The sequence below is a fragment of the Robiginitalea aurantiaca genome (assembly GCF_030380815.1).
GTDB lineage: Bacteria > Bacteroidota > Bacteroidia > Flavobacteriales > Flavobacteriaceae > Robiginitalea > Robiginitalea aurantiaca.
The window spans coordinates 471,462-496,865 of sequence record NZ_JAUDUY010000001.1 but is presented as its reverse complement, the minus strand read 5'-3'; the positions used below and the strand labels follow the sequence as shown (position 1 = coordinate 496,865).

Annotated in this window: 31 protein-coding genes; 21 read left to right on the top strand and 10 right to left on the bottom strand. The window is 36.9% G+C overall.

What is annotated here, in order from left to right; all coding sequences use genetic code 11:
* Window position 1: 1 nt before the first annotated feature.
* The 5 genes from QU605_RS02205 (at window position 2) to QU605_RS02190 (ending at window position 3,204) form a co-directional block, all read left to right on the top strand.
* Window positions 2–1,006 (top strand): DUF6090 family protein, encoded by a 1,005-nt coding sequence (locus QU605_RS02205; RefSeq protein ID WP_289723623.1) that lies wholly within the window; start codon window positions 2–4, stop codon window positions 1,004–1,006.
* Window positions 1,007–1,027: 21 nt separating this feature from the next.
* A complete protein-coding gene (locus QU605_RS02200; protein WP_289723622.1) occupies window positions 1,028–1,741 on the top strand; it encodes a DUF6090 family protein in 714 nt (237 codons plus the stop codon).
* Window positions 1,723–2,064 carry a thermonuclease family protein gene (locus QU605_RS15425; RefSeq protein WP_353655872.1) on the top strand — a complete coding sequence of 114 codons (342 nt, stop codon included), beginning with the start codon at window positions 1,723–1,725 and terminating at the stop codon, window positions 2,062–2,064. The genes QU605_RS02200 and QU605_RS15425 overlap by 19 nt, the downstream gene beginning before the upstream one ends.
* A gap of 370 nt (window positions 2,065–2,434) precedes the next feature.
* Window positions 2,435–2,830: a hypothetical protein gene (locus QU605_RS02195; RefSeq protein ID WP_289723621.1), complete on the top strand. Its 396-nt coding sequence runs from the start codon at window positions 2,435–2,437 to the stop codon at window positions 2,828–2,830.
* Between the two features lie 23 nt (window positions 2,831–2,853).
* Window positions 2,854–3,204 (top strand): hypothetical protein, encoded by a 351-nt coding sequence (locus QU605_RS02190; RefSeq protein WP_289723620.1) that lies wholly within the window; start codon window positions 2,854–2,856, stop codon window positions 3,202–3,204.
* A gap of 263 nt (window positions 3,205–3,467) precedes the next feature.
* On the opposite strand, the gene QU605_RS02185 is transcribed toward QU605_RS02190, so the two are convergent.
* Entirely contained in the window at window positions 3,468–3,641 is a 174-nt protein-coding gene (locus QU605_RS02185; RefSeq protein WP_289723619.1) for a hypothetical protein, read from the bottom strand.
* Window positions 3,642–4,109: 468 nt separating this feature from the next.
* On the opposite strand from QU605_RS02185, the gene QU605_RS02180 reads away from it, so the two are divergent.
* The 6 genes from QU605_RS02180 (at window position 4,110) to QU605_RS02155 (ending at window position 9,963) form a co-directional block, all read left to right on the top strand.
* Entirely contained in the window at window positions 4,110–5,156 is a 1,047-nt protein-coding gene (locus QU605_RS02180; protein ID WP_289723618.1) for a site-specific integrase, read from the top strand.
* 5 nt (window positions 5,157–5,161) lie between these two features.
* Entirely contained in the window at window positions 5,162–5,896 is a 735-nt protein-coding gene (locus QU605_RS02175) for a hypothetical protein (protein ID WP_289723617.1), read from the top strand.
* Between the two features lie 159 nt (window positions 5,897–6,055).
* Window positions 6,056–6,289, top strand: a complete 234-nt coding sequence (locus QU605_RS02170; protein ID WP_289723616.1) for a helix-turn-helix transcriptional regulator — start codon at window positions 6,056–6,058, stop codon at window positions 6,287–6,289.
* 75 nt (window positions 6,290–6,364) lie between these two features.
* Window positions 6,365–7,636, top strand: a complete 1,272-nt coding sequence (locus tag QU605_RS02165; protein ID WP_289723615.1) for a DUF3987 domain-containing protein — start codon at window positions 6,365–6,367, stop codon at window positions 7,634–7,636.
* A gap of 194 nt (window positions 7,637–7,830) precedes the next feature.
* Window positions 7,831–8,889, top strand: coding sequence for a DUF6371 domain-containing protein (locus QU605_RS02160; protein WP_289723614.1), 1,059 nt, complete (start codon window positions 7,831–7,833; stop codon window positions 8,887–8,889).
* A gap of 249 nt (window positions 8,890–9,138) precedes the next feature.
* A complete protein-coding gene (locus tag QU605_RS02155) occupies window positions 9,139–9,963 on the top strand; it encodes a DUF6090 family protein (protein ID WP_289723613.1) in 825 nt (274 codons plus the stop codon).
* A gap of 424 nt (window positions 9,964–10,387) precedes the next feature.
* Here QU605_RS02155 and QU605_RS02150 read toward each other — a convergent pair whose 3' ends face one another.
* Complete coding sequence (locus QU605_RS02150; RefSeq protein ID WP_289723612.1) at window positions 10,388–11,092, bottom strand: hypothetical protein; 705 nt, start codon at window positions 11,090–11,092, stop codon at window positions 10,388–10,390.
* A gap of 15 nt (window positions 11,093–11,107) precedes the next feature.
* Window positions 11,108–12,070 (bottom strand): helix-turn-helix transcriptional regulator, encoded by a 963-nt coding sequence (locus tag QU605_RS02145; protein ID WP_289723611.1) that lies wholly within the window; start codon window positions 12,068–12,070, stop codon window positions 11,108–11,110.
* Window positions 12,071–12,141: 71 nt separating this feature from the next.
* On the opposite strand from QU605_RS02145, the gene QU605_RS02140 reads away from it, so the two are divergent.
* From QU605_RS02140 to QU605_RS02095, 10 genes are all read left to right on the top strand, one after another.
* Window positions 12,142–12,600: an HAD family hydrolase gene (locus tag QU605_RS02140; RefSeq protein WP_289723610.1), complete on the top strand. Its 459-nt coding sequence runs from the start codon at window positions 12,142–12,144 to the stop codon at window positions 12,598–12,600.
* A gap of 71 nt (window positions 12,601–12,671) precedes the next feature.
* A complete protein-coding gene (locus QU605_RS02135; protein WP_289723609.1) occupies window positions 12,672–13,127 on the top strand; it encodes a 5' nucleotidase, NT5C type in 456 nt (151 codons plus the stop codon).
* A 71-nt stretch (window positions 13,128–13,198) separates the two neighbouring features.
* Complete coding sequence (locus tag QU605_RS02130) at window positions 13,199–13,393, top strand: hypothetical protein (RefSeq protein WP_289723608.1); 195 nt, start codon at window positions 13,199–13,201, stop codon at window positions 13,391–13,393.
* Window positions 13,394–13,403: 10 nt separating this feature from the next.
* Window positions 13,404–13,883, top strand: a complete 480-nt coding sequence (locus QU605_RS02125) for a hypothetical protein (protein ID WP_289723607.1) — start codon at window positions 13,404–13,406, stop codon at window positions 13,881–13,883.
* 61 nt (window positions 13,884–13,944) lie between these two features.
* On the top strand, window positions 13,945–14,484 hold the full coding sequence (locus QU605_RS02120; protein WP_289723606.1) for a hypothetical protein: 540 nt from the start codon (window positions 13,945–13,947) through the stop codon (window positions 14,482–14,484).
* Between the two features lie 47 nt (window positions 14,485–14,531).
* Window positions 14,532–15,038 carry a hypothetical protein gene (locus QU605_RS02115; protein WP_289723605.1) on the top strand — a complete coding sequence of 169 codons (507 nt, stop codon included), beginning with the start codon at window positions 14,532–14,534 and terminating at the stop codon, window positions 15,036–15,038.
* 113 nt (window positions 15,039–15,151) lie between these two features.
* Complete coding sequence (locus QU605_RS02110; RefSeq protein ID WP_289723604.1) at window positions 15,152–15,838, top strand: hypothetical protein; 687 nt, start codon at window positions 15,152–15,154, stop codon at window positions 15,836–15,838.
* Window positions 15,839–15,842: 4 nt separating this feature from the next.
* Window positions 15,843–16,439 carry an NADAR family protein gene (locus QU605_RS02105; RefSeq protein ID WP_289723603.1) on the top strand — a complete coding sequence of 199 codons (597 nt, stop codon included), beginning with the start codon at window positions 15,843–15,845 and terminating at the stop codon, window positions 16,437–16,439.
* A 28-nt stretch (window positions 16,440–16,467) separates the two neighbouring features.
* Entirely contained in the window at window positions 16,468–17,256 is a 789-nt protein-coding gene (locus QU605_RS02100; RefSeq protein ID WP_289723602.1) for a hypothetical protein, read from the top strand.
* A 1-nt stretch (window position 17,257) separates the two neighbouring features.
* The gene (locus QU605_RS02095; RefSeq protein WP_289723601.1) at window positions 17,258–17,998 is read left to right on the top strand and encodes a PD-(D/E)XK nuclease family protein; all 741 of its coding nucleotides are present in this window, start codon (window positions 17,258–17,260) and stop codon (window positions 17,996–17,998) included.
* A gap of 18 nt (window positions 17,999–18,016) precedes the next feature.
* On the opposite strand, the gene QU605_RS02090 is transcribed toward QU605_RS02095, so the two are convergent.
* The 7 genes from QU605_RS02090 to QU605_RS02060 all read right to left on the bottom strand — a co-directional run bounded on the left by QU605_RS02090 (window position 18,017) and on the right by QU605_RS02060 (window position 25,287).
* Window positions 18,017–21,364 (bottom strand): TM0106 family RecB-like putative nuclease, encoded by a 3,348-nt coding sequence (locus QU605_RS02090; RefSeq protein ID WP_289723600.1) that lies wholly within the window; start codon window positions 21,362–21,364, stop codon window positions 18,017–18,019.
* A 92-nt stretch (window positions 21,365–21,456) separates the two neighbouring features.
* Window positions 21,457–22,110 carry a GIY-YIG nuclease family protein gene (locus tag QU605_RS02085; protein ID WP_289723599.1) on the bottom strand — a complete coding sequence of 218 codons (654 nt, stop codon included), beginning with the start codon at window positions 22,108–22,110 and terminating at the stop codon, window positions 21,457–21,459.
* Between the two features lie 569 nt (window positions 22,111–22,679).
* The gene (locus tag QU605_RS02080) at window positions 22,680–22,871 is read right to left on the bottom strand and encodes a hypothetical protein (protein WP_289723598.1); all 192 of its coding nucleotides are present in this window, start codon (window positions 22,869–22,871) and stop codon (window positions 22,680–22,682) included.
* 287 nt (window positions 22,872–23,158) lie between these two features.
* Window positions 23,159–23,389 (bottom strand): hypothetical protein, encoded by a 231-nt coding sequence (locus QU605_RS02075; protein WP_289723597.1) that lies wholly within the window; start codon window positions 23,387–23,389, stop codon window positions 23,159–23,161.
* Window positions 23,390–23,410: 21 nt separating this feature from the next.
* Window positions 23,411–23,878: a hypothetical protein gene (locus QU605_RS02070; protein ID WP_289723596.1), complete on the bottom strand. Its 468-nt coding sequence runs from the start codon at window positions 23,876–23,878 to the stop codon at window positions 23,411–23,413.
* A gap of 41 nt (window positions 23,879–23,919) precedes the next feature.
* Window positions 23,920–24,570 carry an HNH endonuclease gene (locus tag QU605_RS02065; protein ID WP_289723595.1) on the bottom strand — a complete coding sequence of 217 codons (651 nt, stop codon included), beginning with the start codon at window positions 24,568–24,570 and terminating at the stop codon, window positions 23,920–23,922.
* 45 nt (window positions 24,571–24,615) lie between these two features.
* Window positions 24,616–25,287 carry a hypothetical protein gene (locus tag QU605_RS02060; RefSeq protein ID WP_289723594.1) on the bottom strand — a complete coding sequence of 224 codons (672 nt, stop codon included), beginning with the start codon at window positions 25,285–25,287 and terminating at the stop codon, window positions 24,616–24,618.
* Window positions 25,288–25,404: the final 117 nt, after the last annotated feature.

Genomic DNA, 25,404 nt, shown 5'->3' with positions numbered 1-25,404 from the left:
CATGATCCGCTTCTTCCGCCAAATACGCCAAAGACTAATTACTGATAACAAGTTCAGTAAGTACCTGCTCTATGCCATTGGGGAGATCCTGTTGGTGGTAATTGGGATTTTGATTGCTTTGCAGGTGGATAATTGGAATGAAGAAAGAAAAAATGATGAAAAAATCACGACTATTCTATCAGACATCATGGACGAGCTAATCTTAGACATCAATAGTAGTACTGACCTGATGAAATATTATGCCTTAAGGGATTCTACTATTTTTTTAGTGCTAACTAATCAATTAACAATGGATGATTATGAGGCAAATAAAATCCCTCATTTATACAATGCTTCTAGAACTCTCACAAGCTTCACTCCAAGAAAGGATACTTATCTTGTATTGAACCAGAATTTAGATATTGTTCCTGACAGTTATAAGGATTTACTAGGGGAACTAAGTGAATTGTATAATAGGTATTATAGGATCGTCGAAGATCAGAACCAAGTATTACAGGACTTATTAGCGGAGACCACCCGTATAAGAAGTCAATATTATGCTTGGCATTCCAGTAATAGTCCAGATAGCCAAAAAAGTCGCATTGAATTTATGCTCAATGATTTTAGGTACAAAAATGAAGTTATGGATTATCGGGATATCGCAATATATAATCAGTTAAATTGGACTATCCGATATAGGCAAAAAGCGATAGAGTGCTTCAAAAATATAGCTAAAGCACTCGATAATTCAGGCTACGACGATAGCTTTGTGTTCAACCAAGAAGTTTCAAAAATTCTAATTGGTGACTGGAAGGTAGTTGGGGAGCCTGAAACCATTATATCTTTTTTTGATGATGATAAACGACTTTATTATAAGGATAATATTAACTCTGGCAGACACGAAGTCTTTTGGCTACCCCCCTACAAAATATTGAGTGACGATCTTCTCTATGGTAGTATAATAAAAGATGGTAATAAACACTTCTTAATGTTCAATAGTTTTGATTTGCAGAAAGTGGATGAGTAACATTGAACAACTAACCAACCTATGCTCCGCTTCTTCCGCCAAATACGACAACGACTTCTCACTGACAATAAGTTCAGCAAATACCTGCTGTATGCGGTTGGGGAGATCTTGCTGGTGGTGATTGGAATTTTGATTGCGTTGCAGGTCGACAGGTGGAATGAACTTAGAAAAGATCGTGAACTTGAAAGCAACCTTTTAATCGGACTAAGAGATGACCTTTCAAATGATATTGAACAAATTCAGGGCAGGGTAAATGAGTCACATCTCGACTTACTGCGGACTATTGGTCGATTCGATTCTGTGACTCAATTAGAAGATCTAGACTTACACTATATGGATTCTTTGTTTTATAGTCGCTGTATTCGGCCCAGGAATACTTTTTTTCCACAAAATGGTACCTACCAATCAATCATTAACAACGGTAATTCAAACATCATTCGAAACAATGAATTGTTAAAGGGGATACAGATAATCTATGACCGACTGTATGTAGCTCTAATATCACATGGAGATCGATTGGATATGTTCAATGATCAATTCCGCTATAACATGGTAAAGTCACGGGCCTTAGATTCTATGAATAGAATTCTATTCTTTAAGCAGCCATCAACATTAAATGAATTAAGACATTGGCTAGAGAGGAATGTACACTACAACCGCAATGTTAACGATGATTCCAGATATATTGCGAATATCATTGAAGAGATAGATAGAGAATTAGGGACGATCAACTAGCCAGCATTGATTGTCCTCAGCGTAAACAGCCTTTCTCAGCCGTAGCCACCAAGTTTATATCCGATGCCATATTCAGCCGTCAGGTAAGTGTTGTAGTGGATTCTAAGGACAGATATGGCCGTTCTATTGGTTGGGTGTACTATGATGATAAATGCCTTAACGAAGAGCTTCTAAAGGCTGGATTAGCATGGCATTTCAGAAGGTATTCAAAGGATGAGAAATTACAAGCTCTGGAAGATGAAGCTAGAGCAAATAAGGTTGGTCTTTGGCAGGATAGTAAGCCTATTCCTCCTTGGGACTGGAGACGGGGTGTTCGAGAATGACCTCCTCATTATTATCACATACTTTAGGAAAAGGCCTTAAAAAGACAACCCCGACACCTCAACGGGGGAAGTCTATGAAAACAATCAAATACTTCAAAGGAATGGCTGAAGACTGCAATTTCATTTCATAAATATCCAACAGCTTCATCCATACTGTATCTGTTGAACGGAGTTATCGGTTTTATGTCTATTGTAATACATTTTCACACAAAATGGTGTTATCCCCTGTAATCCGAAAAAGCCTTCGTTTAAACGTATATAATTATGTTACAGGACGTTAAATGATGTTAAACATGATTTTTGTCACATTTCCTAATTACTGGTAATAATATTTTTGTCGCTGATAAATTTTGAATTTAAAAAGTCGCTGATGAATAATGTATATAGATTTTTTGCAATAGGATTAATTTCCATATTAACGATTTTTACTCTTTCTTCCTGTTCTAAAGAGGAAATGGAGGTTGATGAACCAATAGTGAGCGATAGTTACTATGTTAAATATACCATATCTGGTAGTGGCATCTATGGCCGTTTTAGTAATTGGTCAGCCACCACCCCAGATGGCGGCTATTATAATAGTGGTTATCAAACAAGAAGTTGGAATGAAACATTCGGGCCTGTGGATAAGGGGTTCAATTGTTCAGTAGGGATAGGCTATTATCAAGGTGGGACCCCCACGATTAAAATTTATGTTTCAAAGAATAATGAACCCTTTGCCTTAAAAGCAAACGTTACTGGTGCATCAGCATCGTATGAGATAAACTAAGCCCTATTATAGATCTAAATAAGATGTTTAAACTTAGGAAATCATTAGAAATACTACTGCTGGTATTGATGGCTACGTTTTCTAACGAAATATTGGCTCAGGACCAAGAATATGAATATGCTGTTGTTTATGCCGAGGAAAGAGATTTTGCGAATGGCTACAGAGTGACAGTGGACTTAGGAGAAACACCTGAACAAATAAAACTTGGAGAGGAGTATTCTGAAATTTTAGACAAAAAGAAATCACTTGCAGCTGTTATCAATTTCATGGCGCATCATAGATTTGATTTTGTCCAGGCGGTAACTACAAGTTCGTCTTATCAAGGTACCGGAAGTACTGATGGCCCTGTATTCTTCTTTAGAAGGAAATTGTAGACATTTCCTTCATTAACATTCTTGTAAACAATAATAAATCGCCTTCTACATGGGCTACTATTGCTTTAATAGGTGTTCCAGTTCTTGCATTAGCAATTTTAGATGGTTTCGTTAGAAACAATGTGGGTGATGGGGGCTTTGGTCTTAATTCTTAAGTCTGATAAAATCAAAATCCGTATGGTATTTTAATCGCCCTGGATGATATTAAATATCGGTTGGATGTCCTGCTCCACCTGGATCTCCTTATTCTCTTTGGGTTTACCCTATCGGTAATTAAAGTATAAGCGCACTGCCCAAGGCTTACCGTCCTCCAAACCTTCCTTTAGCGCTTCAAAGGCTGTCGGCTCAAGTGGGGTTAGCTTTTCAATAAGTTCCTGCTCCTCTGCTTTGGGCTTTCTTCCAGCACCTTTTCTATGTCCTCCGTGTCTTGTACTCATTTGAAATAAATTGATTAATCTATTCTAAAAACAATAAAACCTTAGGAGTGTTTAAAATGGATTTTAGCCGATTATTTATTTCATATCATATGGTCTAATTGATTATACTCTTAGGTACTGAAAATAGGGGGATAAACGTAAAATGGCTTGATACCTCCTTAGAAAAGCACTCTGGCCGAATCTACCATTCTGGGTTCAGAATTTTAGGAGGGAATTATCAAGGTCGTGGTCACTCAGCGGTCACTCACTAAAATAAAAACCCCTAACAATTAGCATGTTAAGGGCTTTATAGTGTACCTCGGGTGGGAACACAACTATGATAAAATAAGAAAACAAAAGAAAGTTAACAGTTTGTTTTTTAGTTATTTAACTGTTTTATGATTCTTATTCTATCTTATATTTTCCTATTTTAGTACAAAGTTTTTGTACTATGCTTGTACTGGAATTCAATCCTAATTTATCACATAAATGGCCGTATATCTGAAGGAGCGAAAGCTTGCCAATGGCAGAAAGAGATATTTTTTGCACATAGTGAATAATGGAGAGCATTCGTATGAATGGTTATTCACAGTGGATCAAAATGATGACAAGATTCAAAAGAGAAGGTTAGCCCAAACCATCAAGGCACAAAGGGAACTGGAAATTGAATCTCAGGGGACTAATTTTAGGCCCAAACACAGAAAGAAGATCTTTTTGTACAAGTACTTGGACAAATATTTGGAAGAATACAAAAAGGCTGACAAAAGAATAATTGCCGGGACTATTAATAAATTCAAAGAATTCATTGGAAACCGCAATCAGAAACTAAGTGGGTTAACAGAAAGGCAAATGGAAGGCTATAAACACTTCCTTCTTCACGATGCAGGTTTGTCGGGAGAAACACCGTACAACTACTGGAATAGGATTAAGAAAATACTAAGAAGGGCTTCTCGGGAACACTATCTGGATGATTCTATCTTCAGAAATATTCGGTGGGAAAAGAAAAAGAGTAATGACACTTTAACGAAAGAAATTCTAACCGAATCAGAAATTGAGACCCTTAAGAATACGCCTTGTGGAAACGAGATTGTAAAAAGGGCTTTTCTTTTCTCATGCTACACTGGACTCGGTTATGCTGAAATCAAAAATCTTTCCTGGGAAAAAATAAAAAATGGAAGGCTCCGCTTATTCAGGGAGAAATCAGAGAAAGCCATAAATATTAAGTTGTCACCTTCTGCACTCGAATTGGCTGGAAAACCATCACAGGGACTGGTTTTTGATTTAAGACGTAATGGTAAGTTTTTAAGTGAAACGGCAATCAAAAAAAACCTCATCAGCTGGATGAAAAAGGCTGAAATCGATAAAAACATTACCTTTTATTGTGCGAGGCATACCTTCGCCATTCGATTGCTTAATAATGGCGCAAACCTTAAGACTGTGGCAGATGCATTAGGCCATAGTAATACTCGCCTAACAGTCAAGTATTTGAATTACACCGACAAGCAAAAAGATAGCATTACTGCAAATCTCAATTAATAACTATGAGCATACTTGGGGAAGCTTATCTTGATCTGAGCAATTTAGTAGACAACTACTTCAACGATCTTGATCGATTTAGTGTATCACAACCGAATAAAACGGAGCGCGATTATTTAATCCTTCTAAGAAGCAGGTATGAAATGCAATTGGATTTTCTACAAATGATCAAACCTAACCCCTTTGTAATCCATCAAGATTTCAATTTCAGCCTTCTCTTATTAAGAATACAGATGAAATATTATGAACATAAAAACGTATTTCCAAAAAATCAACGAGATGATATATTGAATATTTGTTTTGGGGATTTAAAGAATCCAAATTTTAATGACATAGAATATAATGAGCTTATCTCAAAGACAAAGGATATAATTGAATCTATCGAGGAGAAATTAGCCAGAACAACATTGAATGCAGGTGGCTACGATAAATACTTGTTGGACAAATACATTTGGGAAGACAAGCAGAAAAAATTTATTGACCTAGATCGAAAGTTTCGTGATCGTTGGAACAGAGATAATAAAAGTAAGAAGTATCTGATCCATTACCTTCATCACCTTATAAACAACGGCTTTTTTCAAGAAAAAATTAATGGTAGTAAAGCAAAAGCATTTCAGTATAAACAATTCCTTAGCCTCCTCTACTTCAATAATAAAACGGCATTAAGTGATGCCTACAAGAAGTATTTCAAAAACATTACAAAAACAAACAACGAGGTGAGCTCCTTTTTGGGTCTTTAACACCCCTTTTCATACACTCATTTTAGTGTATGTTTCTGATTATCTTTCTGTTGTAATCCCCCGATTTCTTTCCTCTTCTCTTTCTTTCTTATTTCGTCCTAACCTTTCTTATCCGGAATGTGAATCTAATCCGGATCCGAAAACAAAATTGAAAACAGGATGGAAAAAGAAATTTTAACGGTAGATGAAGCAGCTTCATTTACCGGATTTAGTAAAAGTCATATTTACAAACTAGTCCATTATAGAAGGATCGACCATTACAAGCCTAATGGAAAGAATATCTTCTTCCGAAAAGAGGACTTGGAAGCTTACCTACTCCAAGGCAAAAGAGAGGCCAAATCCAAAGAGGAAATACAATCTATTGCGGCTAACTGGTCCTTCGAAAATGAATAAAGAATCAATCAGAAATATCTGACAAAGATTTTGATAATGGGGTTGTCTGAACTAAGCAAATCAATAGATAAGGAAATGAGTGGAATTATATCTGGATTTCCAACAAATATTTTTCCTGATGAAATACAAGCATTAATTGAAAATGCCAGTAAAACGGTTGGCTTTAACCCTGACTTTTTGAGTGCAGGAATCTTATCCGTGGTTGCTACTGCCACTGGCAATACCCTATCAATCTTTAATGGCAGTTATTATGCGAAACCAATTCTATGGCTATCAATTATCGGAAGACCTGGCACAGGTAAAAGTCATCCATTACAATTTGCTAAAAAACCAATTGAAAAAATGGATAGCAAGTCATTTCGAGAATACCAAGCCGAACTTAAGGAATATGAAAAGCAAGAAAAGGACAAAAGCAAAAGGAAACCTTATTATTCAAAATTTATCCTCAAGGACTTTACACCTGAAAAGCTGGCGGAGGCTTTACAATACAATGATAAGGGTATCCTGATTTTTCAGGATGAGCTTATGCGATGGATCAATTCCTTCGATAGATACAAAAAAGGTGGTGATCAACAAATGTATTTAGATATGTTTAATGGTTCTGAACTAACCGTAGACCGTGTAACTAAAGAGCCTATTCGAATAGAAGAGACTAATGTTAATATTCTAGGCGGTATGCAACCTGAAATACTTAAGTCTTTTGTTGGAAATAACAGAAGGGTTGATGGCTTTTTGGACAGGTTTCTATTTGTATATCCGGATAATCTCAAGCCCATCTTATTTACAGGAAATGATATCGCATCCGAGCATGTGGAGAACTATTTTAGGCTTATTGACAATATAATGACATTTACAAAGAGTGTTGTCCATGTAAATTCTGAGACTATTAAAGTCTTTACAGACTGGCAACATACCAAGGCCAAGGAAGCTTTTAATGATCACATTGAGAGAGCCATCCAGTCCAAGCTTGAAACATATTTATGGAGACTTGCTTTAATAATAGAAGTAATGAGCTGTGCTAATGAATGCAAAGACCCCGAAATTCTTAGTCAAAACAGCCTTGAAAAGGCTATACAGTTGGTTGAATATTTTAGACATAATACTTTGAAAGTCCATGATCGTATTATGACCCTAAATCCTCTTGAAGGTCTTACAAGGAAACAATTAGACATATATGAAAAACTTCCTCAAAACTTTAAGAGGTCGGACGTCCTAGAGCTTTTTGAGTCAAATGGTTTTTCAATAAGCTCAGCTGATAGGTTTCTGAAGAAGGATGAATTATTCTTCAATCGAAATACAAAGCTTGAGCTTAATCAGGGCGAATATCAAAAAAAGATAAAGACCTAACGCAAGAGTGATAATTATGACAAAAAGAAATCAAAGCGTTAAGAGACAATATTTTATGAGCTCATTTTTTTTCATGAGGAATGTAACATTTGTCAATTTTTTCATGAGTTATAATCGTTTAATTTTCTTCAAGACCGTTGGACTATTGGGTGTTTGTCAGGATTGTCAGGATTACAAACATTAAAACTCAAAAAATGTATCCCGAACTAAAATTCGATCGAAATAGAAAGAGAGTTAAGTTTTGTCCTTGTGGTAAGCATAATCGAGATGGAAAGTTTTCACCTTATTTTGGATATGATAACAAAGGATATTGCTTTTCATGTGGAGAAACTTTCTTGCCTAACCAAAACACCTCCTATTCTAAACCCAAAGAAATAGTATTTGCAAAACCTAGACATATTGATTATCACGACCGTGAATTAATATCCAAGTATGGCCGAAACTTTAAGAAGAATAACTTCATTCAATTCTTAAAAACTGTCTTTTCTGTAGACCAGGTAAGCAATCTAATACAGATGTACTGCTTGGGTACAATTGACAAGTGGGATGGGGCCAACATTTTTTGGCAAATAGATAATTATAATCATGTGAGGCATGGTAAAGTCATGCTTTATGATCACGTATCTGGAAAACGTAAAAAGACCAATGAAGGAAGAGCATATATCACCAGTATTCGTAGCCTTTTAGAGTTGCATGATTTTAACCTTGAACAATGTTTGTTTGGCCTTCATTTAGTTAATGAAACCAAAGCCGATAGAATTGCTTTAGTAGAAGGAGAGAAAACAGCTTGTATAATGAGCGTATTCAAACCTGATTATTTATGGCTGGCAACCGGGAGTAAACAGGGTTTTAAATATAAAATGCTTAAATCCATCAAAGACTGGGATATTGTCGCATTCCCTGACAAGGGTGAGTATCATGTCTGGGTTGATATAGCATCAGAGCTCAATTCTAAAGGATTTAATATTAAAGTGAGTAAATGGTTGGAGGATCAACACTACTACCCAAAAGGAACTGATTTGGCAGATGTTTATTTAGATGAGGTAATAAAAACTGATAAATCTAGACCAACTGTATCTTTCAAAGAAGTTGAAAAAAATAACGAGGAGAGCATAAAACTTATACCTACAAAAACAGAAAGTGACGTGTGGAAATTGGCTGCTAAAAACCCTAATATCTTGAATTTAATTTCAGCATTTGATCTCACAGACCCTAACGGAAGAGAAATTAGAGAATCTTTAGAAGATGTTTGAAAAATATATATTTAGAATATACCCTTCCAAAAGTGTAGCAACTCCAAAATTGGCCCAAAGTTTTTTCTGACTTACCCTTTACGGAATCCGAAATTAAAGGAACAAAAAAAAGAGGGTTCCTTAAATTTTCGACCAAGGTGAATGCTTTCATAGCGACCTCTCATCTTGCATTGAAACAACGGCTTAGGTGATAAATATCATAATATTTGAATTGGCACTATCTTACCTTGAAAGGTCAATTCAATAGTTATGTTCCACTTCATGCATAAAATTCGTCAAGGTCTTTTGACTGAAAATAGATTCACCAAATACCTTTTATATGCCATTGTGGAGATTCTCATTGTAATCATAGGTATTCTGATTGCCATTGAATTGGATAACTGGAATGAAGCTCGACAATCAAGAATTGACGAAATTGAAGTCTACAAAGAAATAAGGCAGGATTTACAATTATCCTTAAAGGAATTGGAGTTGGGGATGAACAGTCACCTAGTTGGTATGATGGTAACCATTGATCTTATAGATTACCTAAAAAGCGGAAAATCTGAACATCCAATAAGTTCAACTAGAATACAGTTCTACCCTAAGATCGATAAGGATCATCAATTCTTTCCGGGAGTTTCGGGTTTTGAAGCCCTAAATTCTGTTGGTTTAAAAACACTGACCAATGACAAATTAAGGCGCGATATTACAAATCTTTACCAATTGGATTTTAGGAAAATAGTAGCAATGGGCAGAGATAATAGTTCTGCGAGGAGTTTTGAGTTCCTTACACCGCTTATTCAACAATATATTGACCTTTCAGATTCTGCAATTAATATAACCCCCCCAGTTATTAATGAATTGGATTTCCCTCCGGATAGTATCATGATACATGAGATAAAATTGGTCAAGTTGGATGAAATGCGACGAGATCGAGAGTTGCTTCTCGGTTTACAGAATGCAGTTGAGTTCAGGCAATTAAAAGCCGGAAGCTACCTGGTGATTATTGAAAAGGTTAGGACCTTAATTGAAGCTATTGATATTGAAGTGGATAAATTGGAGGATCAGAAGTCTTTTGGTCATTCTTCATAACTCTAAATTGTTCAAATTGTCTGGAGTGCACCCGTAAATTTATTAGCCTGTACCATCGAATTTCATTAAATCTTGTTGCATTATTCGCAGCGTATTACGGATTTTAACACAAATAGTGTAATCTCAAACAACTGCTAATTCCAAGGAGTTTGATTATCAATCAGTTATGTTTTTATTTGACATAATAAAGATTATGTTTCAACGATTTCAATTAGAAAATCCTGGCCCTGCGTCCATAGTTTTTCTATTGTTATTCAATTGCTTTATGATAATTCCAGGTTGGTTTTTCATAGAATCAAAAAATTTCTAAAAACCATCTTTTTCAAGAGCAACCGGCCCTACCCCTGGTTAAAAGCATTAGCAATAATTACTGATTTCATTAAAAGTAACCCAAAAGAGAAGCCATAATTCTTCATTAGTATTACTAATTATCCAATTTTTTTCTCTCATAGATTGCCACATCACGTCTGGAATCATATTTAAGCATATAAGCATATTCCTCCCAACCAGGCTCAAAATAGTCGGAGACAATGAATTCCGGAATGCCAGATTTATTTTGAAGTACAACCCAGGCCAATGGTCCGTCTCCTTCCCTAAAGTCAGTCCAGTTGAACCCAAATCCTGTCCCGGGTTGAATGATAGCCAGGGCTTTAGGGTGTTTGTTGTTTGTCCAATATAGTGCCTGAGATGTAGCCACCCCCTCTCCACCAATATAAATTATACTAAATTGCTTTGCGCCATGGTCCTCATCATATTCAGGCAATCTTTCATATACTGCCCAATGAGCAAACGGGTCTTTGATAACAGATTTATGCCGGTAATAATCACTCATATCAAATCCCGGGGGAAGTTCCATTTGCCATCCCGATGGAATGAGCTCAGACATCCTTAAATCCCGACTGGCCAAAAGCTCATATCCTTTGAAACCCTTATTTAATTCCTCCAATAAGGCCGCCTTACCAGTTGCATAATCACAATAAATGAAACTATTTATCTTCTTTGAAAAATGTTTGACAACACCTCCATCAAAAGCCGAAGCTGGATAGTATAGAGAGCCATCTAACAATTCAGCAATGGGAACAGGCTGATTTAAGATTCCTTGTTTGGTTAGTCTTGCGATATTATTCATAATCTCGATTTTACCTTAATCCATTTTAGTATATGTATGCTTGCCAGATATGTGTGTAATCAGATTATGGAATTTATCATTGACGTATTTCTTTAATTTTCCAGGGTTCTCAATAGTTACATCTCCGAGTTGTGACATTATGAACTTTACCAGATCATAATTTGGCACCAAATAGTATTTTACTAAAGTAAAGCCCATTGCTTCTTTAGTATCCAGTTTCTTCAGATGGATTACATCGTCCTCTATAATTTCCTGAGAGGAATGCATGGGTTTTGACTTGAGATAATTAAGATAGAAATCTGAAACCCTGAGTTGGATAATTTCTGGTTGTATGTCTCCTTTCTTAAAATATCCGGGCAATGGCATAGCTGCCCCAAGGCGACTTTTAAAAAATGAAATTTCCTTTTCTAAATCGGGAAGCAAATTCCAGTCATATTTATCAAGTTGCTTAAGATCTCTAATACGATCTATACCATAGGTTCTGTATTTTTTTCGATGGATGTCATAACCGTGCAGGTGCCATTTTCCCTGATATTCCTTTAGTATAACTGGACAGACTTCCTTTTTTGATGGATCAGATGTATAGGGATGATGCTCGAACTCAATTGTTCTGCAATTATTAATACTCTCGAGAAGTAATGGAACCCATTGAATTCCTCTTTGGACAGGGGCACTAGCCACAATTTCAGAATTGGCTAATTCTGGCGTTTCCGAGATCCGAAGGTGATTCTCTATTTTTTCCAGGATCTCATTTTCATAATCATCTATGATTCGATAGATGCGCTTTCTATTGTCAAAACCACGCATGACTTCATAACCTAGCCTTTCCATGAATTCCACATTCCTGTCAACTGTTTTTTCATCTATTCCAGAATCATTACGGTCCTGCCAGAGCTCTACAAGTTCCTGCTTTGTGTGCGCTTTTAAGGCCAGGCGATTTTTCAGGAATAAAAGAAGCTCAACATTCGGGTTTCTCATAAAAAGGAGTTAGTCGTTTTGTTGTCCAAGGTGCAGTCTAGATTTGTACCTGTATTCTACAACGAAAAACCATGAAGAAGATTGTTTATGTAAGCATTGATAGAATTATTGCTGAGATAGAGCATAAATTGATGTTACAGGTTTGTGAGTGTCTGCAAATGCAACCTACCAAAAACGATATAAGTGTATATGATATAGTACCACCTGTCAGTGGAGGACTGGAGGCGGTCCACTCCTTACTAAAGATACCTCAGTTTGATGTGTATTTTATTTCGACGCCATACTGGCCAGATGATGTTGCCTGGGGCGATCGAAAATTTTGGGCAGAAAGGTTGTTCGATAAACAGGATATTGAAAAAAGGTTGATCCTTTGTCACGAAAAGCAATTGCTTATTGGCGATTACCTGATCGATGATAGCTGGATGAATGGATCCATTAAATTTATGGGACAGTGGATTGCAATCGGAGTGGATTCCAAATTTCCTACATGGGATGAGGTGTTGCTACATTTAATCAAAGATCAAGTTTAAGAAATTTCATTTTATTAGACACTTGTTGTCTAACCTGGCGATTATGTTTGCAACGCACAAAAACGAATAATATGGCTAAAATTATTTACATCGATTTGGATGGAGTTATTGCTGATTTTGAAAAAGGTAAGGAGAGTCACCCACTATCAGGACAGACCCCATTTATAGGAAGGCCTGATAGGCTTCCGGGGCTCTATGAAAATCTTCCTCCCATTGATGGGGCTATTGAAGCTGTGAATACATTATTAGATACGGATCACTTTGATGTGTATTTTCTTTCTACCGCCCCCTGGGACAACCCAGAGGCATGGATGCACAAGAGATTATGGATAGACAAGCATTTTGAAACCAAAAAGATTCGAAAACGTTTGATTCTATCCCATCATAAACAGTTGCTCATTGGAGATTATCTAATTGATGATCGAAGATTTAACGGGGCTCAAGAGTTTACGGGTGAGTGGATTCATTTCGGGAGTGATAAGTACTCCGGATGGGAGGCTGTGATCGAATACTTAATAAATGAATGATATCAAACTATGATTATGCGCTTATGTACTGCCTTATCATATGATTGGAACAAAATTTAAAACAGGTTATTATGGAAATTATGCTTGGGATTGTTCTTTATATAAGTCTTGGAATGTTATGGCTGAAAGTAATATTTCGGTTAGATGATATTTTAGAGGTAGAAGAGGCTGAGTGGTGTCTCACCACAAAAATTACCACAGTTGTACTCTGGCCCATTCTCGTGGTGACTTTTGTCAAGGGATTTATTGAAAACCACTATCTATAAAAAAGAGTGTATGGAAATCACTGGGAAAATGTTTCTGGAATATAAATCTACAACGGAGGGACCTTTAGATAAAGTTGTAGACCTCCCACAAGGAGTATTCGTTGATGAGGATTATGGAGAAGAATATATTCAGTACCAAGTCTTTACTAAGCAGCGGTATGAAGTGACTATAAAACTGAAAAATACCCAGAAAGGCTTAGTTGTTTCATTCGATTTTTTCTATCCCAATTTTCCGGTGCAAGATGGTATTTCATATTACATCAACGGCCCGTTTGATGGAGAAGAGTTAGTTGTGCAATCTGGTAATGATATCTATTCTATGAATACTCGAAATCTACTCTTGAATAAAAATGAATTGATTCTTAAAGGAGGGTTTATTGTTTTTGAATGGGCTAAGAATATCTTTCATGAATGGAGATTTCTGATGGTATTTGAAGATGAAGCATTACATGAACATTTCAGCAATGAAAATGTGGAATGGGTGATTTAATGTTATTTAATCCCTCAACGTTTAATAAGAAACTTGACAAAGTAATTAAAGACTAAATACGATGCCATTAGAACAAACCTTAGAAAATTTTTATCCCGGACAAATTATCTCACCCAATAGTTTGGATGAAATTCCTGAAAACAATTACATGGTATACATTCTTGTGTTGGATGATACTCCGATCGTTTTAGGACTTGGAAAGCGAAACAGAGCAAGAATAATTTTTGATAACTCGAATAATACCACGCTACATAATTTTAAATCAATGCTTGTTAGGCTTTATCATCTTTACGGTGGTGGACCTTTTAGTAGATATATAATTGTTTTTGACAATAGAAATGAAGCAGCACAGGCAGAGAACCATTTACATTATCTGGTTGGAGGGAACAACATAAACCTCCCTCAAGATATTATGGATCATTTATTTCAGGGGCTACCTGAAGAAGCAACATCTAAATTGTTGTTGAAACTTGCATTAGCGTCCAGTTACAGCGGTCTATCAGATTTATATAAGTGGAGACAGAAAAGCCTCATAAATGATTTCGATTGGAACGAAATTTCTAACAGATTGCCTCTTGACTTACTTAATTGGAATGTGTAGAACAACCAAAACAGTAGGCTTTCCTGTACCATCCAAATACATTTGTAATGCAATTCCCATTCACCTTTTTTCTTACTGAAATCTCTAAGCCTAAAGATCTGAGAAAGGGCTTCACTCGAAAACGAAAAAACCCCTTTTCCATCTCTGATGCCCGCATCAATGATTTATATGATAAGTACTTTTCTACGCTATCTCCCAATAATGAATCACTCCGTTTTGAAGTAGAAAGTACAGACTTTGAGCAAATAGTATACCTCCTACGGGTACACTTTCAACTCTGGATTGAAATTGATGGTTACCAAATAACCATCTACCAGGATTTCCCGGAACGGTTCAGGATCATCAAAGACGTCGATACAGAAAACCATCCCCATACGCCTATATCGATCCCAAAAGGGACCATTATGGAACTTTCAGAAAACGCGTATGGTGTGGTAAATTACAGCAATGGGATTCCCCTGACAGGGAAGATCTTAACAGAAGCTGAAGGTGTTACAATCGCCCAAAATCCCTTTCTGCAGATCAACTATCCTTTTATTGAAGGCCTGCATTAACCACTAAGCCCTTACTCTTAAACTTTAGAATAGCCTTTCTCTGAAATCGAATTTCAGGTGGACATTTAATGTCTAACCTCGCCCGTAGGTTTGCAAGACTAAAATCCACTTATATGAGAAATAGTTTAGAGTTTAATAAGTATGAGTATCAAGATTCTATTCATGAATTGGTGATTAAGAAGATGAGGGGGATTGATGAGAATGGGAATTTGTTTGATAGGTATTTGAAGTCTAATTATATCGATGGTGTATTAAAAGAAGGAAAAAAATATAGTGATTATTTGATTCTTCGTTCTACCGGGATTTTTATGGTTGATGGGGGAGCAGTTGAGGAGATATTTAATATGGATATTCCATATTGGGAGAAGAAGGTGAGAACGTTGATTCATGGGTATAAAGAATTGTGCTTAGGTGTTTTAGGAGGTATTGCTATGCGAAGTATTTTTTGGGATTTGTGTGTGGCCAATTTTATTCGAAGGGAATTTGATTTAAATAGAAGTGTGGTAGAAGGTACTGTTGGATATGATAAGTTTTTGGAATATGTGGAATCCACAGAAGATTGGGATCAGTATAAAGAGTATGATATTCTTCCGAATGGGTATGAAGAAACGGTAGTGGGTGCCATACATCTCCTGAGAATTCAGAAAAGTCAATCCTGGATGGCGGTAGTTATAGCCAGTAGTTTGAAGATGCTCATTCAAAATATTCTGGAGGAAACTCGTTATTATAAAGAGGATGCTTCCTGGATATTTGATTATAAGAAGTTTAAAGAAGAATTAAAGGATGAAGATTATTGGTAATTGTATGGAGTATAATTTAAATGAAGTAGTCTGGTTTCAAAAAACAGACACAGAGTATGGAGGATTGTCCAATATGAAGGGAAAGATCTTCCCTATGAATGTCAATGGGCACCTGTTTCACACCTCGGAGGCCTTGTATCAAGCCTGCCGCTTCCCAGATTATCCGGAGATTCAGAGAGAGATCATGGGCCATCCGAGTCCTATGACGGCAAAGATGAAATCTAAAAAGTATCGGAACACCCATACCCGTAATGATTTTGAAGAAGTCAAAGAAGATATCATGTGGTGGTGTTTACGGGTTAAGATGGCCCACCATCCCGTTGCAATGGGGGCCCTTTTAAGAAGGTCGGGAAGCAAGCCTATTGTGGAGGTTAGTCACAAGGATCGATTTTGGGGTACCGTGAGATCTAAGGAGAATGAAAATCTGGTTGTGGGAGATAATGTACTAGGTAAATTACTAATAAGATTAAGAGCTTATTATTTCCAAAACCAGGGATCTTCAAAATTGCTCAGGGTGCCTCCCCTTGAAATATCAAATTTTAAATTGCTGGGGCAACCTATTGAAGAGGTAGATTGTTTTAGAGGGCTGCGTAGAGAGTAAAACCGGTTCAATAATAAAAAAAGAAAACATGATATATACATTAAATGACCCTATGATTTCCTCTCTTAAAAGAGGTGAATTTGCAATACCTGATTTGAATTGGGATACTGAATTGCCCTTGATTGTTGGAGGCGATGGTTCTGTTCAGGCTATGGCGACTAATATGGAAGCAAATGGTTATGCCATTCTCATTGATGAAGTAAGACAAAATGTTGGTTATCAGTTTGGGCCGAATGAGGTAATCCGGTTGATTCAAGAAGAAATACAAAACAATGATGTTGAATCATTGACAGATGATCAGTTGGAAAAAATCTTTCATTTGATTCAGCTGTGGGGTGGAAAAAGTGCCCGACAGTTTTACTTTCAAAACACAATTTTAAATGTGGATGCATACAGGGACTTTATACGTTCCATCATCATTGATTCTGAAGAAAATGATCCAGAGGAAACATTGGATTGTATTATGAACAGTCTTGAAACGCTCATTTCAGCCACGGATCAATTTAATATTTCATTCGCCACAAAACATGTGAACCTATGGCAGTATTATGGAGGCTCTCACATGGTTCTGCCCATCTATGACAATATAATGGCCTTAAATGTGATGGGTAGATTCTCAATAAATAAAAAGGATCGAAAACTAGTTCCACTTACTACCAACAGGTTCAAAGATTTAAGGCATTATTGGACAAATATGAAGCTGGCAGCAGATGAATTAGGTATAGATATATCCACATTAGAACGTAATTTATTTAACTTTTTCAGATCTGGAACCCCCGAAAGTTGGCCAAGATTTGTAAACATCAAATTTGACTGATATGAGTTTGAAACCTTACCAAGGAAAATATATCATTGGAAACGAAAGACCCTATAAAATTAGTAGATCTAAGATTGAGAATTTTATAAAGTGTCCAAGATGTTTCTATCTGGATCGGCGTTTGAAGATTGGGCAACCTTCAGGGCCACCTTTCACCATAAATTCAGCAGTGGACAATTTGCTGAAAAACGAATTTGATCGCTATAGGGCTATACAAGAACCTCATCCTTATATGATTCGGCTTGGCCTGAACGCAGTTCCTTTTCAGCACGAAAAATTAGATGACTGGCGTGAGAACTTTAAAGGTGTTAGTTATATTGATATGAATCATAACTTTCACTTGCACGGAGCCGTGGATGATATTTGGCAGGATACCAAGACGGGTGAATTAATTGTAGTAGAATACAAGGCAACTAGTAAAAGTGCTGAGATCACGCTTGATGCGGATTGGCAGTTCAGCTACAAAAGGCAAATTGAAATTTATCAATTTTTGCTCCGCCAAAATGGATTTGAGGTTTCAAATACTAGCTATTTTGTTTATTGTAATGGGATAAGGGATAAATCTGCCTTTGATGAATGCATGGAATTTCAAGTCTCCCTGATTCCCTATGTTGGGGATGATTCCTGGTTACAGGATGCCCTGAGTAATATTTATGACACGTTGAACCAAGATAAAATTCCAGGGTATACAGAAGAATGTGCATATTGTGAATATCAGCGGAAACTGGATACCCTCATATAAAAATCATTTATTCTATCTCTATAGAATATGTGCCATCTCCCGAAATCTGCAATAGGCATTTGCCAACTTCATTTCTCTTGGACTCTTACAATCAGCTTCAAATATTTTAGGGCTAGCTACCATTATGAAAAGTACTTTGGCGCGGGAAATCGCAACATTTAAACGATTTGGGCTATATAGAAATTCCATGCCTCGAGGAGCCTCTAATGGGCTTGAACTTGCAACTGAATAAATTACTATAGGAGCTTCTTGCCCTTGAAATTTATCCACCGTTCCAATTTCGACATTAGGAATCTCTTTTTTTAGAAGATTTACTTGAGCATTGTATGGACTGATAATCTTCAGGTCTTCTTTGGAAATTGTTTTTTCATTTTCCTCTACAGAAACATAACCTATGGATCCGCTACACAATTGATTTACTAATTCTGTGATAAGCCTTACCTCTTCAGAAGATGAGGATGAGTTTCCTTCGTGATCTACCTCCAAAAGACTCAATCCAACCTTATATTTTAGATTACCTGATAAGCTTTGTTCTCCTAAATGAGGTTCAGTAATTAAGCGGTTTTGATAAAAGAGCTCAGAAACGATATCATTTATTGCCGGGTGCATCCGCCAGGTGGTTTCTAAAAATATTCCTTGATCCATTTGGATAGTTTGATTTCCATCGAGAATATGCTCCAAGGCGCTTACTTGAGTACCTGCTGGATGAACTCCTTGTTGAGGTTGCTGCAACTGATTAGGGTCTCCTAAAAGAATCATATTAGAAGCACATTGCGATAAAGCAATTGTATCGATTAAAGCTAACTGCCCTGCCTCATCAACAACCATATAATCAACACTTTCATAGAACTCTTCACGAGCCCACATAAAGCTAGTGCCGGCAATGATCTGATAATCATTTAAATTTTCCGAAATATCATTATTGTTATCGGACACTGCCCAAGGTACCGTATCGTCTGACCCTCCCTTTTGAATAATATTCAATTGAATATCCTCTGATATTGCCAGTTCATTTGTCTTAGCCACAAGATTGGTTATTACCTTGTGGCTCATTGCGGTTACACCTATTTTCTTCCCTTTTTTTACTAACTCCAGGATCAAATGACTTCCCGTATAGCTTTTCCCCGAACCAGGCGGCCCTTGAATGGCAAGATAATCCCCATTTAGGCCTTTGATTATTTCTATGGCGAAGTCAATGTTATTTTGATTTGATTCTTGAACATGAATATGGGGAGCATTTCTTAGAAGTAAATTACGCCCCAATAAATATTGATGATCCTTGGAATCAATAGAATTCTCCGCGACCCATTGAGCTAAGCGAATAATACTTTCCTCTTTCTCTGTGGGATTTATCCTTTGTAATTGAATTAAACCAGAAGGATGATCCAGCTGCTGAAATTTTGGACCCTTCTTTATTTCCAATATTCCATTATCCTTATCCACGGAGTGTATGGTTCCTACGCTTTCACCATCTGTATTTTTAATGGCTTCCTCCTTTATGTCAACTTCTTGCGGAGGGAAAGTGTATACATCAACCCGGCTACGTTTCTCCTGATAACTCTTCCCCGAATAACTCAGAAAGCTTATTGCCTTTCTTTCATCCAGCAGTTCCTCTGGATCGAGCTCAATAAGTCGAAAATATTCCCACCATAATGCTTTTTCCTCCCGTCTATACCAATCTAAAAAATGCGCTAGGATATATCTTCCTTGCTCAACCGCAGATCGATCCTGTTCAGAAATTGGCATGTTTTGCATTAGGTTAATGAAAAGGGGCTCAATCCGTTCCTGGTGTTCGGTGATTTTGTCACTAGCAATTCCTTCTGCGAGCTCAGGCCGGGTAATTTCTAGCCCTTGTTCAATTAGTTCATTTCTTAAGCTCTCCAACCACTTTTGTAATTCAATTAGAGCATGGCAATCATCTTTGTTGTACTGCTCTATTATCCACAAATCAAATTCCGATGCTTCTCCTTCTCGTTTTATTTCTAATAAATATTCAAAGCTTGTTTTGGGAATTGATACTTTCCTTAGATCCATTTTACGCTCATACCCAAAAAACTTCTCCAGATCTTTCAAAGAATAACGTTCCACACTTGCAATAAGGGATTGACGTAGAATTCTATACAAATCAACAAATGACTTGGACCTGAGTAACTCATCTACCTCGTTTTCTCGTGAAGCATATTTACCCATGATGCGCTTAAATGCGCTGGGTTCGTAAGGTGCATAGTGGTATATATGCATCTTAGGATGACTTCCTTTTAACTCATGTATCCAATCAATAAACTTCTCAAAATTGGCAAGTTCCTGCTCTTCATTTGTTGCCCAAAGGGAGGTGTAATCTCCTTCGTATATATAACCAATTAAATATTCCAATCCGTTTGGCTCCACCATACGCGCACCTTCTAAATCCAAATAAACATCATGTTCATTAGGTTCAGGAAGATTGTAAAACCCCCTTCCCTCTTCAATTGGCAGAAAATCATGTAAAGGTTTAAACCCTTTTTCACGACTTTCATATTGAATTTTTGCCTGGTTACGAAGTTTATTAAATGTAGCCAGACTACCATTTTCAGGGCTAATCGGCAGAGGATTTGGCATTGAAGCTAATTTGGCTAAAGTATTTAGATTGTTTTTACCTAACTCTACCATTTGGGGTTTCCCCATGCCTGCTACAAATGTTAAATGATCATCGTTCCGGCGCTGAGCATTACATTTCTTCCACCATTTGCATATTTCGCAATGAGATACCGGATCGGGATATGTCTCAGAATCGACCAGCAATGAACCTTCCAAACTTTGCTGAACAAGCCTTATATATGCTGCAAAATCATGATAACGAAAGATTTCTTCCCCATTGGGTTTTATGACTCCCATAAATTCCGGATCAATTCCCTGAATCTCTGACAACCGTTGCGTATAAAGACCTACCTGAAGAATTGTGCTAGCTCTGGTATTTGTTGCTAGTTTAGTATCCCAAACTTGATAAGACCAATCCCCTAGATCACTCGGCTTTTCTACCTTTATTAAGAAATCTGCCCAACCTGACCATTTCTTGGATTTCAATCGAGCCTGATAAATTATATCATAACCATTAGCAATGGCGTCCATTGTTTTCTTCTCAGCATCGATTTCTCCGTACTCAATTTCCATAACACTAAGGCCTTGTGATTTGAGTTGGTTAAGATATTCTTGTTCAAAGGCTATACCTCTGTCAATAAGCCGGGTCAAGCTTGGGTTATTATAAATCTCAGGCGGATCTATATCACCTCTGACTTCTTTTTTATTAAGCTCGGTTAAATGCCTACAACTAATATGATTTGCAAGATCTGAAGGAGAGTATAAAATTTGATTTTCTCGAATTTTCATAGTAGCGGTTAGGTGAAATTTTGTGCTTAAATAAATTAATTTAGAATTCCTTTGAATATGATTCTGCTTTTTGGGGGCTTAATCGTTTTTGTTTAACCTTTAGATAGTTTATGAATTCTTCGAGATTTCATTTGTGCCGTTGGAAATTGATAATTATTACCTTTTCTCTCAACTAAGACATCAACTTTATATTTTCCATTTCCGATTACTTGCCTTAAATTATTCTTGATATAATCGAAGGAACATCGATAGATTTCATCTGTTTTCTGATCTTTTCCATCGTGGTCATAAACCATACTAGCAGAAAATGCTTTTAAGCTAGATTTTGCTTTTATTTCGATTTCTCCAGCTTTTACGCAACTAATTGCATATAGGATTTCCCAATCGGAGAAACCTCCGTATTTTGTTCTATTCAAGGATTCAGATCGAATATGTACTCCTTTGGTATATCCAACTTTGACAAGTTTACCTTCTCTGGTACCGGCTATATAAACAATTCCTGGTTTATCATTACGCTTTTGAAATGCTATGTGAGCCGTGTTGCATTGGGCGCAATGACCTGCTCTTGTTCTTAAAGTATGCCCAGCTTTATTGCAGGGGGATACATTATAGGCTATAATTTTTCCAGTAGCTTTCATCCGCGGTCTATATTCAGACTTTTTCAGACCCTTAGCGTCAAATGTTTGACTGACTTCAATACCCTGCTTTTTTAAAAATTGTAATTGTGATTTTGATAATCCTCTCATCTAACTCTGATTAAATTGACGTTCTAGCTCACTTATAAAACGGGCATTAGTTTTTGATATTTCATTTGATCTGATGTCCTTAGAACATGACTAAGTCTTTTTTAGCTCTGGCAATGGCAGTATAAGTGTAGCGGAGGTAGAGCATATAAAATGAGTGTAATAGGACTATATCCCACAAAGTTGTCAGAGAAATTTATAGGAACTCGGCTGTTTTTTCCCTTGTAAGGGGTTCTACAGGCTCCTTGGGCTGTAGGTTTTCTTTTATATGTTTGTATTCATCCTCTGGACAACCTAATTTTTCAAGGAATAATTCCATTGAACCTGGCAGATCTTCAAATTTTATACTTCTTATCTTACTTTCTTTTTTTTACTTTTTCATCCAACCAAAAAAATGGCCTCAATAAAATCCCCGCAACAATCATAAAAAGAGCATTACATATTGCAATGATTATTCCTCCTAAAATCATCTCTACTATAAACAGACTAATCATCATAACTTAAATTTATTTAACTTGAATTGATTCCTGCTCATCAATGTTCCAGGAAACAAATACACTACATCTTCTTTTTTATTCATCATCAAAATATCCTTTGGCCATATCATACCATTTTTCTTGAATGGGATGATTTAATTCCTCTGATACTTCTATAAGTACTTGGTACAATATTTTCGTATTAAGTTCTGCGGAGAAATCTTCAAATCCGAACCCTGAACATCCATCTAAACTTACTATCACATGAATCTTATCTATTCTATTCATTCCTGGAATAAATTAAAACTCTCCCCAGTGGCTTTTTTATGCTTTCCCAGAGTTGCATAAACTGCTCGGCACCTTTTGTAACCCTCTGTCTCCAAAAAGTATTCCTCAGAATCTGCAGGGGGTCAATACGATATGTATAAAGAGTTTGCAAAAAATTGTGACGTTCTATATACATAATGATTCTGTCCATTATCCCATCTGGGGGCATAGGATAAGAGAGATTAGCTTTAAGGAATATCCTAAAGTCGGCGTAAGTTTCTGCTTCATATATTTTCATTTGTTTGAGTTTAGTTTTTGTTGTCCCAGGAAGCGAATATAGCAACAACACGCAATAGCTCTTTTTCCCTGCATTTATTACAATCATCTACTAGTCTTTGTTCCCTTACCGGGTCATTATCTGCTAATTCTGCTAAAATAACCGTAAGCATTGCTTTTATGGAGCATTGGGTTTCTACAAGTTCAGACAACATTAAAGGTAAAGTAGTCTTTGTACTTTTGAATATCTCGTTTAAATCCACTGGTATAATTTTTTTGATTAACTATTTGCTTAAATTTTGCATTTCAGATTTGCTCAAAAAAGCGTTACAAATTCTCAGATCATTTAAAATCCCGTCTTGGATGTCGTATAACATTCCAAAATTGTAGCCATAAACTATATAATTGTAAGGCTCCTTCGCCCTGGAGTGTTTATATTGAAACTCATAAACGGTCATATCCTTTCCATAAACACAGGCAATACATTTACTGGCTCTGGTTATAATTTCCCCGACAATTATGGTTCCCTCGTAGGGTTTTTGCCAACTACGTAACATCTCCGCATAAGCACTAAGAAATTCTTTTACTTCAACTAGTTTCAGGATATTATAATTGAGTACTACTCTCAGGACTTCACCATAAGACAATGATCTTAATGCTATGTCCATTTCATGCAGAAAGGTTTTGGTGCTTTCCTTAGTGAAATAATCGGAAAGGATATTTTTTTCGGTTTTGACTACTCTGTTTTTCATGTTAATTTGATTTTGGATTTCGGTTTTAAATGAGATGATTATTAGTTCCTGACATATGTCTTGTTGCCTTTGGAATTGATGTAATAAGTGCCCCCCCTGGATCCTGTATATAATGTTCTGCCGGAGGATATCCCGGGGACTTTATAAGAAGGCTGTGTATACACCGGACTATATGTTTCAATGGGTAGCGACGGCAGCGGAGCCGGCCTTATGCTGGGCATCTCTAAAGAAGGGGTCGGAGGAACATACGTATTTGTATTATAAGTACTATAGCCATGAGAAGGCGTATAGTTCGAATTATAATTCGTATTGTCCGGGGTTCTTCTATACGTTGAGGAGCTATAAGAGCTTCTTTCCCTGGCGGTCTTGAGCCGGTGCAGGCGAACCGGTAACAACTGCATGTTGTAAGGGGAATCACTACCTCCCTTCGAAAGGGGTATAATGTGGTCCACTTCATAGTCATCCGGTGCTTTTGAGTACCCGAGCTTTTTCAAAAATGCCTGTTTATTGGCCTGGCTCCTCTTAACCTTAGGCTTTCCGGTAGTTGAATAGTATTGGCCATAGTAGTATTCGGTTTTCCCTACGTGATAAGTAGCCTGACCAAAGCCATTCCAGGTCAAAAAAAACAAAAGGGCAGCTACATTTAATAAGGTCTTTTGATATTTCATGATGTTTGTTTTCGGTATTTTCATCTTAAGTAATATTTAACTGATTAATTAGGGTTGATTCTTTATCGGCTACGCCAAGAGGTTTTCATTAAAAGCACTCAGATTATTATGCGTAAGTCTGTTGTGCTCCTGAATGGTTTGGTCTATATCCCGGCAGATGAGATAAGCTTCCTTTTTCAGGAAATACGCCATGAGCACTTGAATCGTATCAATGCCGTATGTCATCAAGATCTTGTGGTAATTCTGTGCCCGGGTGTGCCTCACAATGCTTTCAAGGGGACCTCCGGCATAAACGGACCTCGGTTCTAAGAACGATCTGAGGTCGGAGCAGATCGCATAGAATGGGCTATTGTAATCCTCTGACAGAAGTCCCGATAATCTATTTTGGTCAATACCCGGGATCAGGTCCGGATATTTATGGGCCATTTCCTGCATACGTAGTAAAAGCTCATTTTCTATGTCATTAAGTTCATCCTGATCCAGGATTGTTGATGTGAGAACAAAAGTGTCGATGTTCATAGCAAAAGGGCTCCATTGCAGGGCTTCTTCCAAACTGCTAATAGGCCCGCAGTGATCGCCCCATTCAGATGTTATAGCGTAGTTGCCTTGGTACAAATAAATCCAGGCACACATGGGGGCCGAATATTGCAGAAAGTCTCCTGTGTATTCAATCTTCAAGACTTCTTCCCCTTCATCAATAAATTGTTGTAATACTATTTTGCTCAGTGAATTAAAATACATGTTCAGTTACTTTTAGGTTCAAAATAAGATCTTGGGTAATGGTACAGAGTATCCGCACAGTTAATACCCACTCTTTTTTTATAAAATGTTTAAAAGGCGTAATCAGGGTTTTTGCTG

Bases quoted from the DNA above. Each gene is read 5' to 3' on its own strand.
- QU605_RS02060 (WP_289723594.1), bottom strand. From the start codon at position 25,287: ATGTATTTTAATTCACTGAGCAAAATAGTATTACAACAATTTATTGAT.
- QU605_RS02100 (WP_289723602.1), top strand. From the start codon at position 16,468: ATGATATATACATTAAATGACCCTATGATTTCCTCTCTTAAAAGAGGT.
- QU605_RS02195 (WP_289723621.1), top strand. From the start codon at position 2,435: ATGAATAATGTATATAGATTTTTTGCAATAGGATTAATTTCCATATTA.
- QU605_RS02190 (WP_289723620.1), top strand. From the start codon at position 2,854: ATGTTTAAACTTAGGAAATCATTAGAAATACTACTGCTGGTATTGATG.
- QU605_RS02165 (WP_289723615.1), top strand. From the start codon at position 6,365: ATGAGTGGAATTATATCTGGATTTCCAACAAATATTTTTCCTGATGAA.
- QU605_RS02090 (WP_289723600.1), bottom strand. From the start codon at position 21,364: ATGAAAATTCGAGAAAATCAAATTTTATACTCTCCTTCAGATCTTGCA.
- QU605_RS02175 (WP_289723617.1), top strand. From the start codon at position 5,162: ATGAGCATACTTGGGGAAGCTTATCTTGATCTGAGCAATTTAGTAGAC.
- QU605_RS02095 (WP_289723601.1), top strand. From the start codon at position 17,258: ATGAGTTTGAAACCTTACCAAGGAAAATATATCATTGGAAACGAAAGA.
- QU605_RS02170 (WP_289723616.1), top strand. From the start codon at position 6,056: ATGGAAAAAGAAATTTTAACGGTAGATGAAGCAGCTTCATTTACCGGA.
- QU605_RS02115 (WP_289723605.1), top strand. From the start codon at position 14,532: ATGCAATTCCCATTCACCTTTTTTCTTACTGAAATCTCTAAGCCTAAA.
- QU605_RS02155 (WP_289723613.1), top strand. From the start codon at position 9,139: ATGTTCCACTTCATGCATAAAATTCGTCAAGGTCTTTTGACTGAAAAT.
- QU605_RS02080 (WP_289723598.1), bottom strand. From the start codon at position 22,871: ATGAATAGAATAGATAAGATTCATGTGATAGTAAGTTTAGATGGATGT.
- QU605_RS02205 (WP_289723623.1), top strand. From the start codon at position 2: ATGATCCGCTTCTTCCGCCAAATACGCCAAAGACTAATTACTGATAAC.
- QU605_RS02125 (WP_289723607.1), top strand. From the start codon at position 13,404: ATGGAAATCACTGGGAAAATGTTTCTGGAATATAAATCTACAACGGAG.
- QU605_RS02120 (WP_289723606.1), top strand. From the start codon at position 13,945: ATGCCATTAGAACAAACCTTAGAAAATTTTTATCCCGGACAAATTATC.
- QU605_RS02160 (WP_289723614.1), top strand. From the start codon at position 7,831: ATGTATCCCGAACTAAAATTCGATCGAAATAGAAAGAGAGTTAAGTTT.
- QU605_RS02200 (WP_289723622.1), top strand. From the start codon at position 1,028: ATGCTCCGCTTCTTCCGCCAAATACGACAACGACTTCTCACTGACAAT.
- QU605_RS02145 (WP_289723611.1), bottom strand. From the start codon at position 12,070: ATGAGAAACCCGAATGTTGAGCTTCTTTTATTCCTGAAAAATCGCCTG.
- QU605_RS02185 (WP_289723619.1), bottom strand. From the start codon at position 3,641: ATGAGTACAAGACACGGAGGACATAGAAAAGGTGCTGGAAGAAAGCCC.
- QU605_RS02085 (WP_289723599.1), bottom strand. From the start codon at position 22,110: ATGAGAGGATTATCAAAATCACAATTACAATTTTTAAAAAAGCAGGGT.
- QU605_RS02150 (WP_289723612.1), bottom strand. From the start codon at position 11,092: ATGAATAATATCGCAAGACTAACCAAACAAGGAATCTTAAATCAGCCT.
- QU605_RS02180 (WP_289723618.1), top strand. From the start codon at position 4,110: ATGGCCGTATATCTGAAGGAGCGAAAGCTTGCCAATGGCAGAAAGAGA.
- QU605_RS02065 (WP_289723595.1), bottom strand. From the start codon at position 24,570: ATGAAAATACCGAAAACAAACATCATGAAATATCAAAAGACCTTATTA.
- QU605_RS02140 (WP_289723610.1), top strand. From the start codon at position 12,142: ATGAAGAAGATTGTTTATGTAAGCATTGATAGAATTATTGCTGAGATA.
- QU605_RS02135 (WP_289723609.1), top strand. From the start codon at position 12,672: ATGGCTAAAATTATTTACATCGATTTGGATGGAGTTATTGCTGATTTT.
- QU605_RS02130 (WP_289723608.1), top strand. From the start codon at position 13,199: ATGGAAATTATGCTTGGGATTGTTCTTTATATAAGTCTTGGAATGTTA.
- QU605_RS02105 (WP_289723603.1), top strand. From the start codon at position 15,843: ATGGAGTATAATTTAAATGAAGTAGTCTGGTTTCAAAAAACAGACACA.
- QU605_RS02110 (WP_289723604.1), top strand. From the start codon at position 15,152: ATGAGAAATAGTTTAGAGTTTAATAAGTATGAGTATCAAGATTCTATT.
- QU605_RS02070 (WP_289723596.1), bottom strand. From the start codon at position 23,878: ATGAAAAACAGAGTAGTCAAAACCGAAAAAAATATCCTTTCCGATTAT.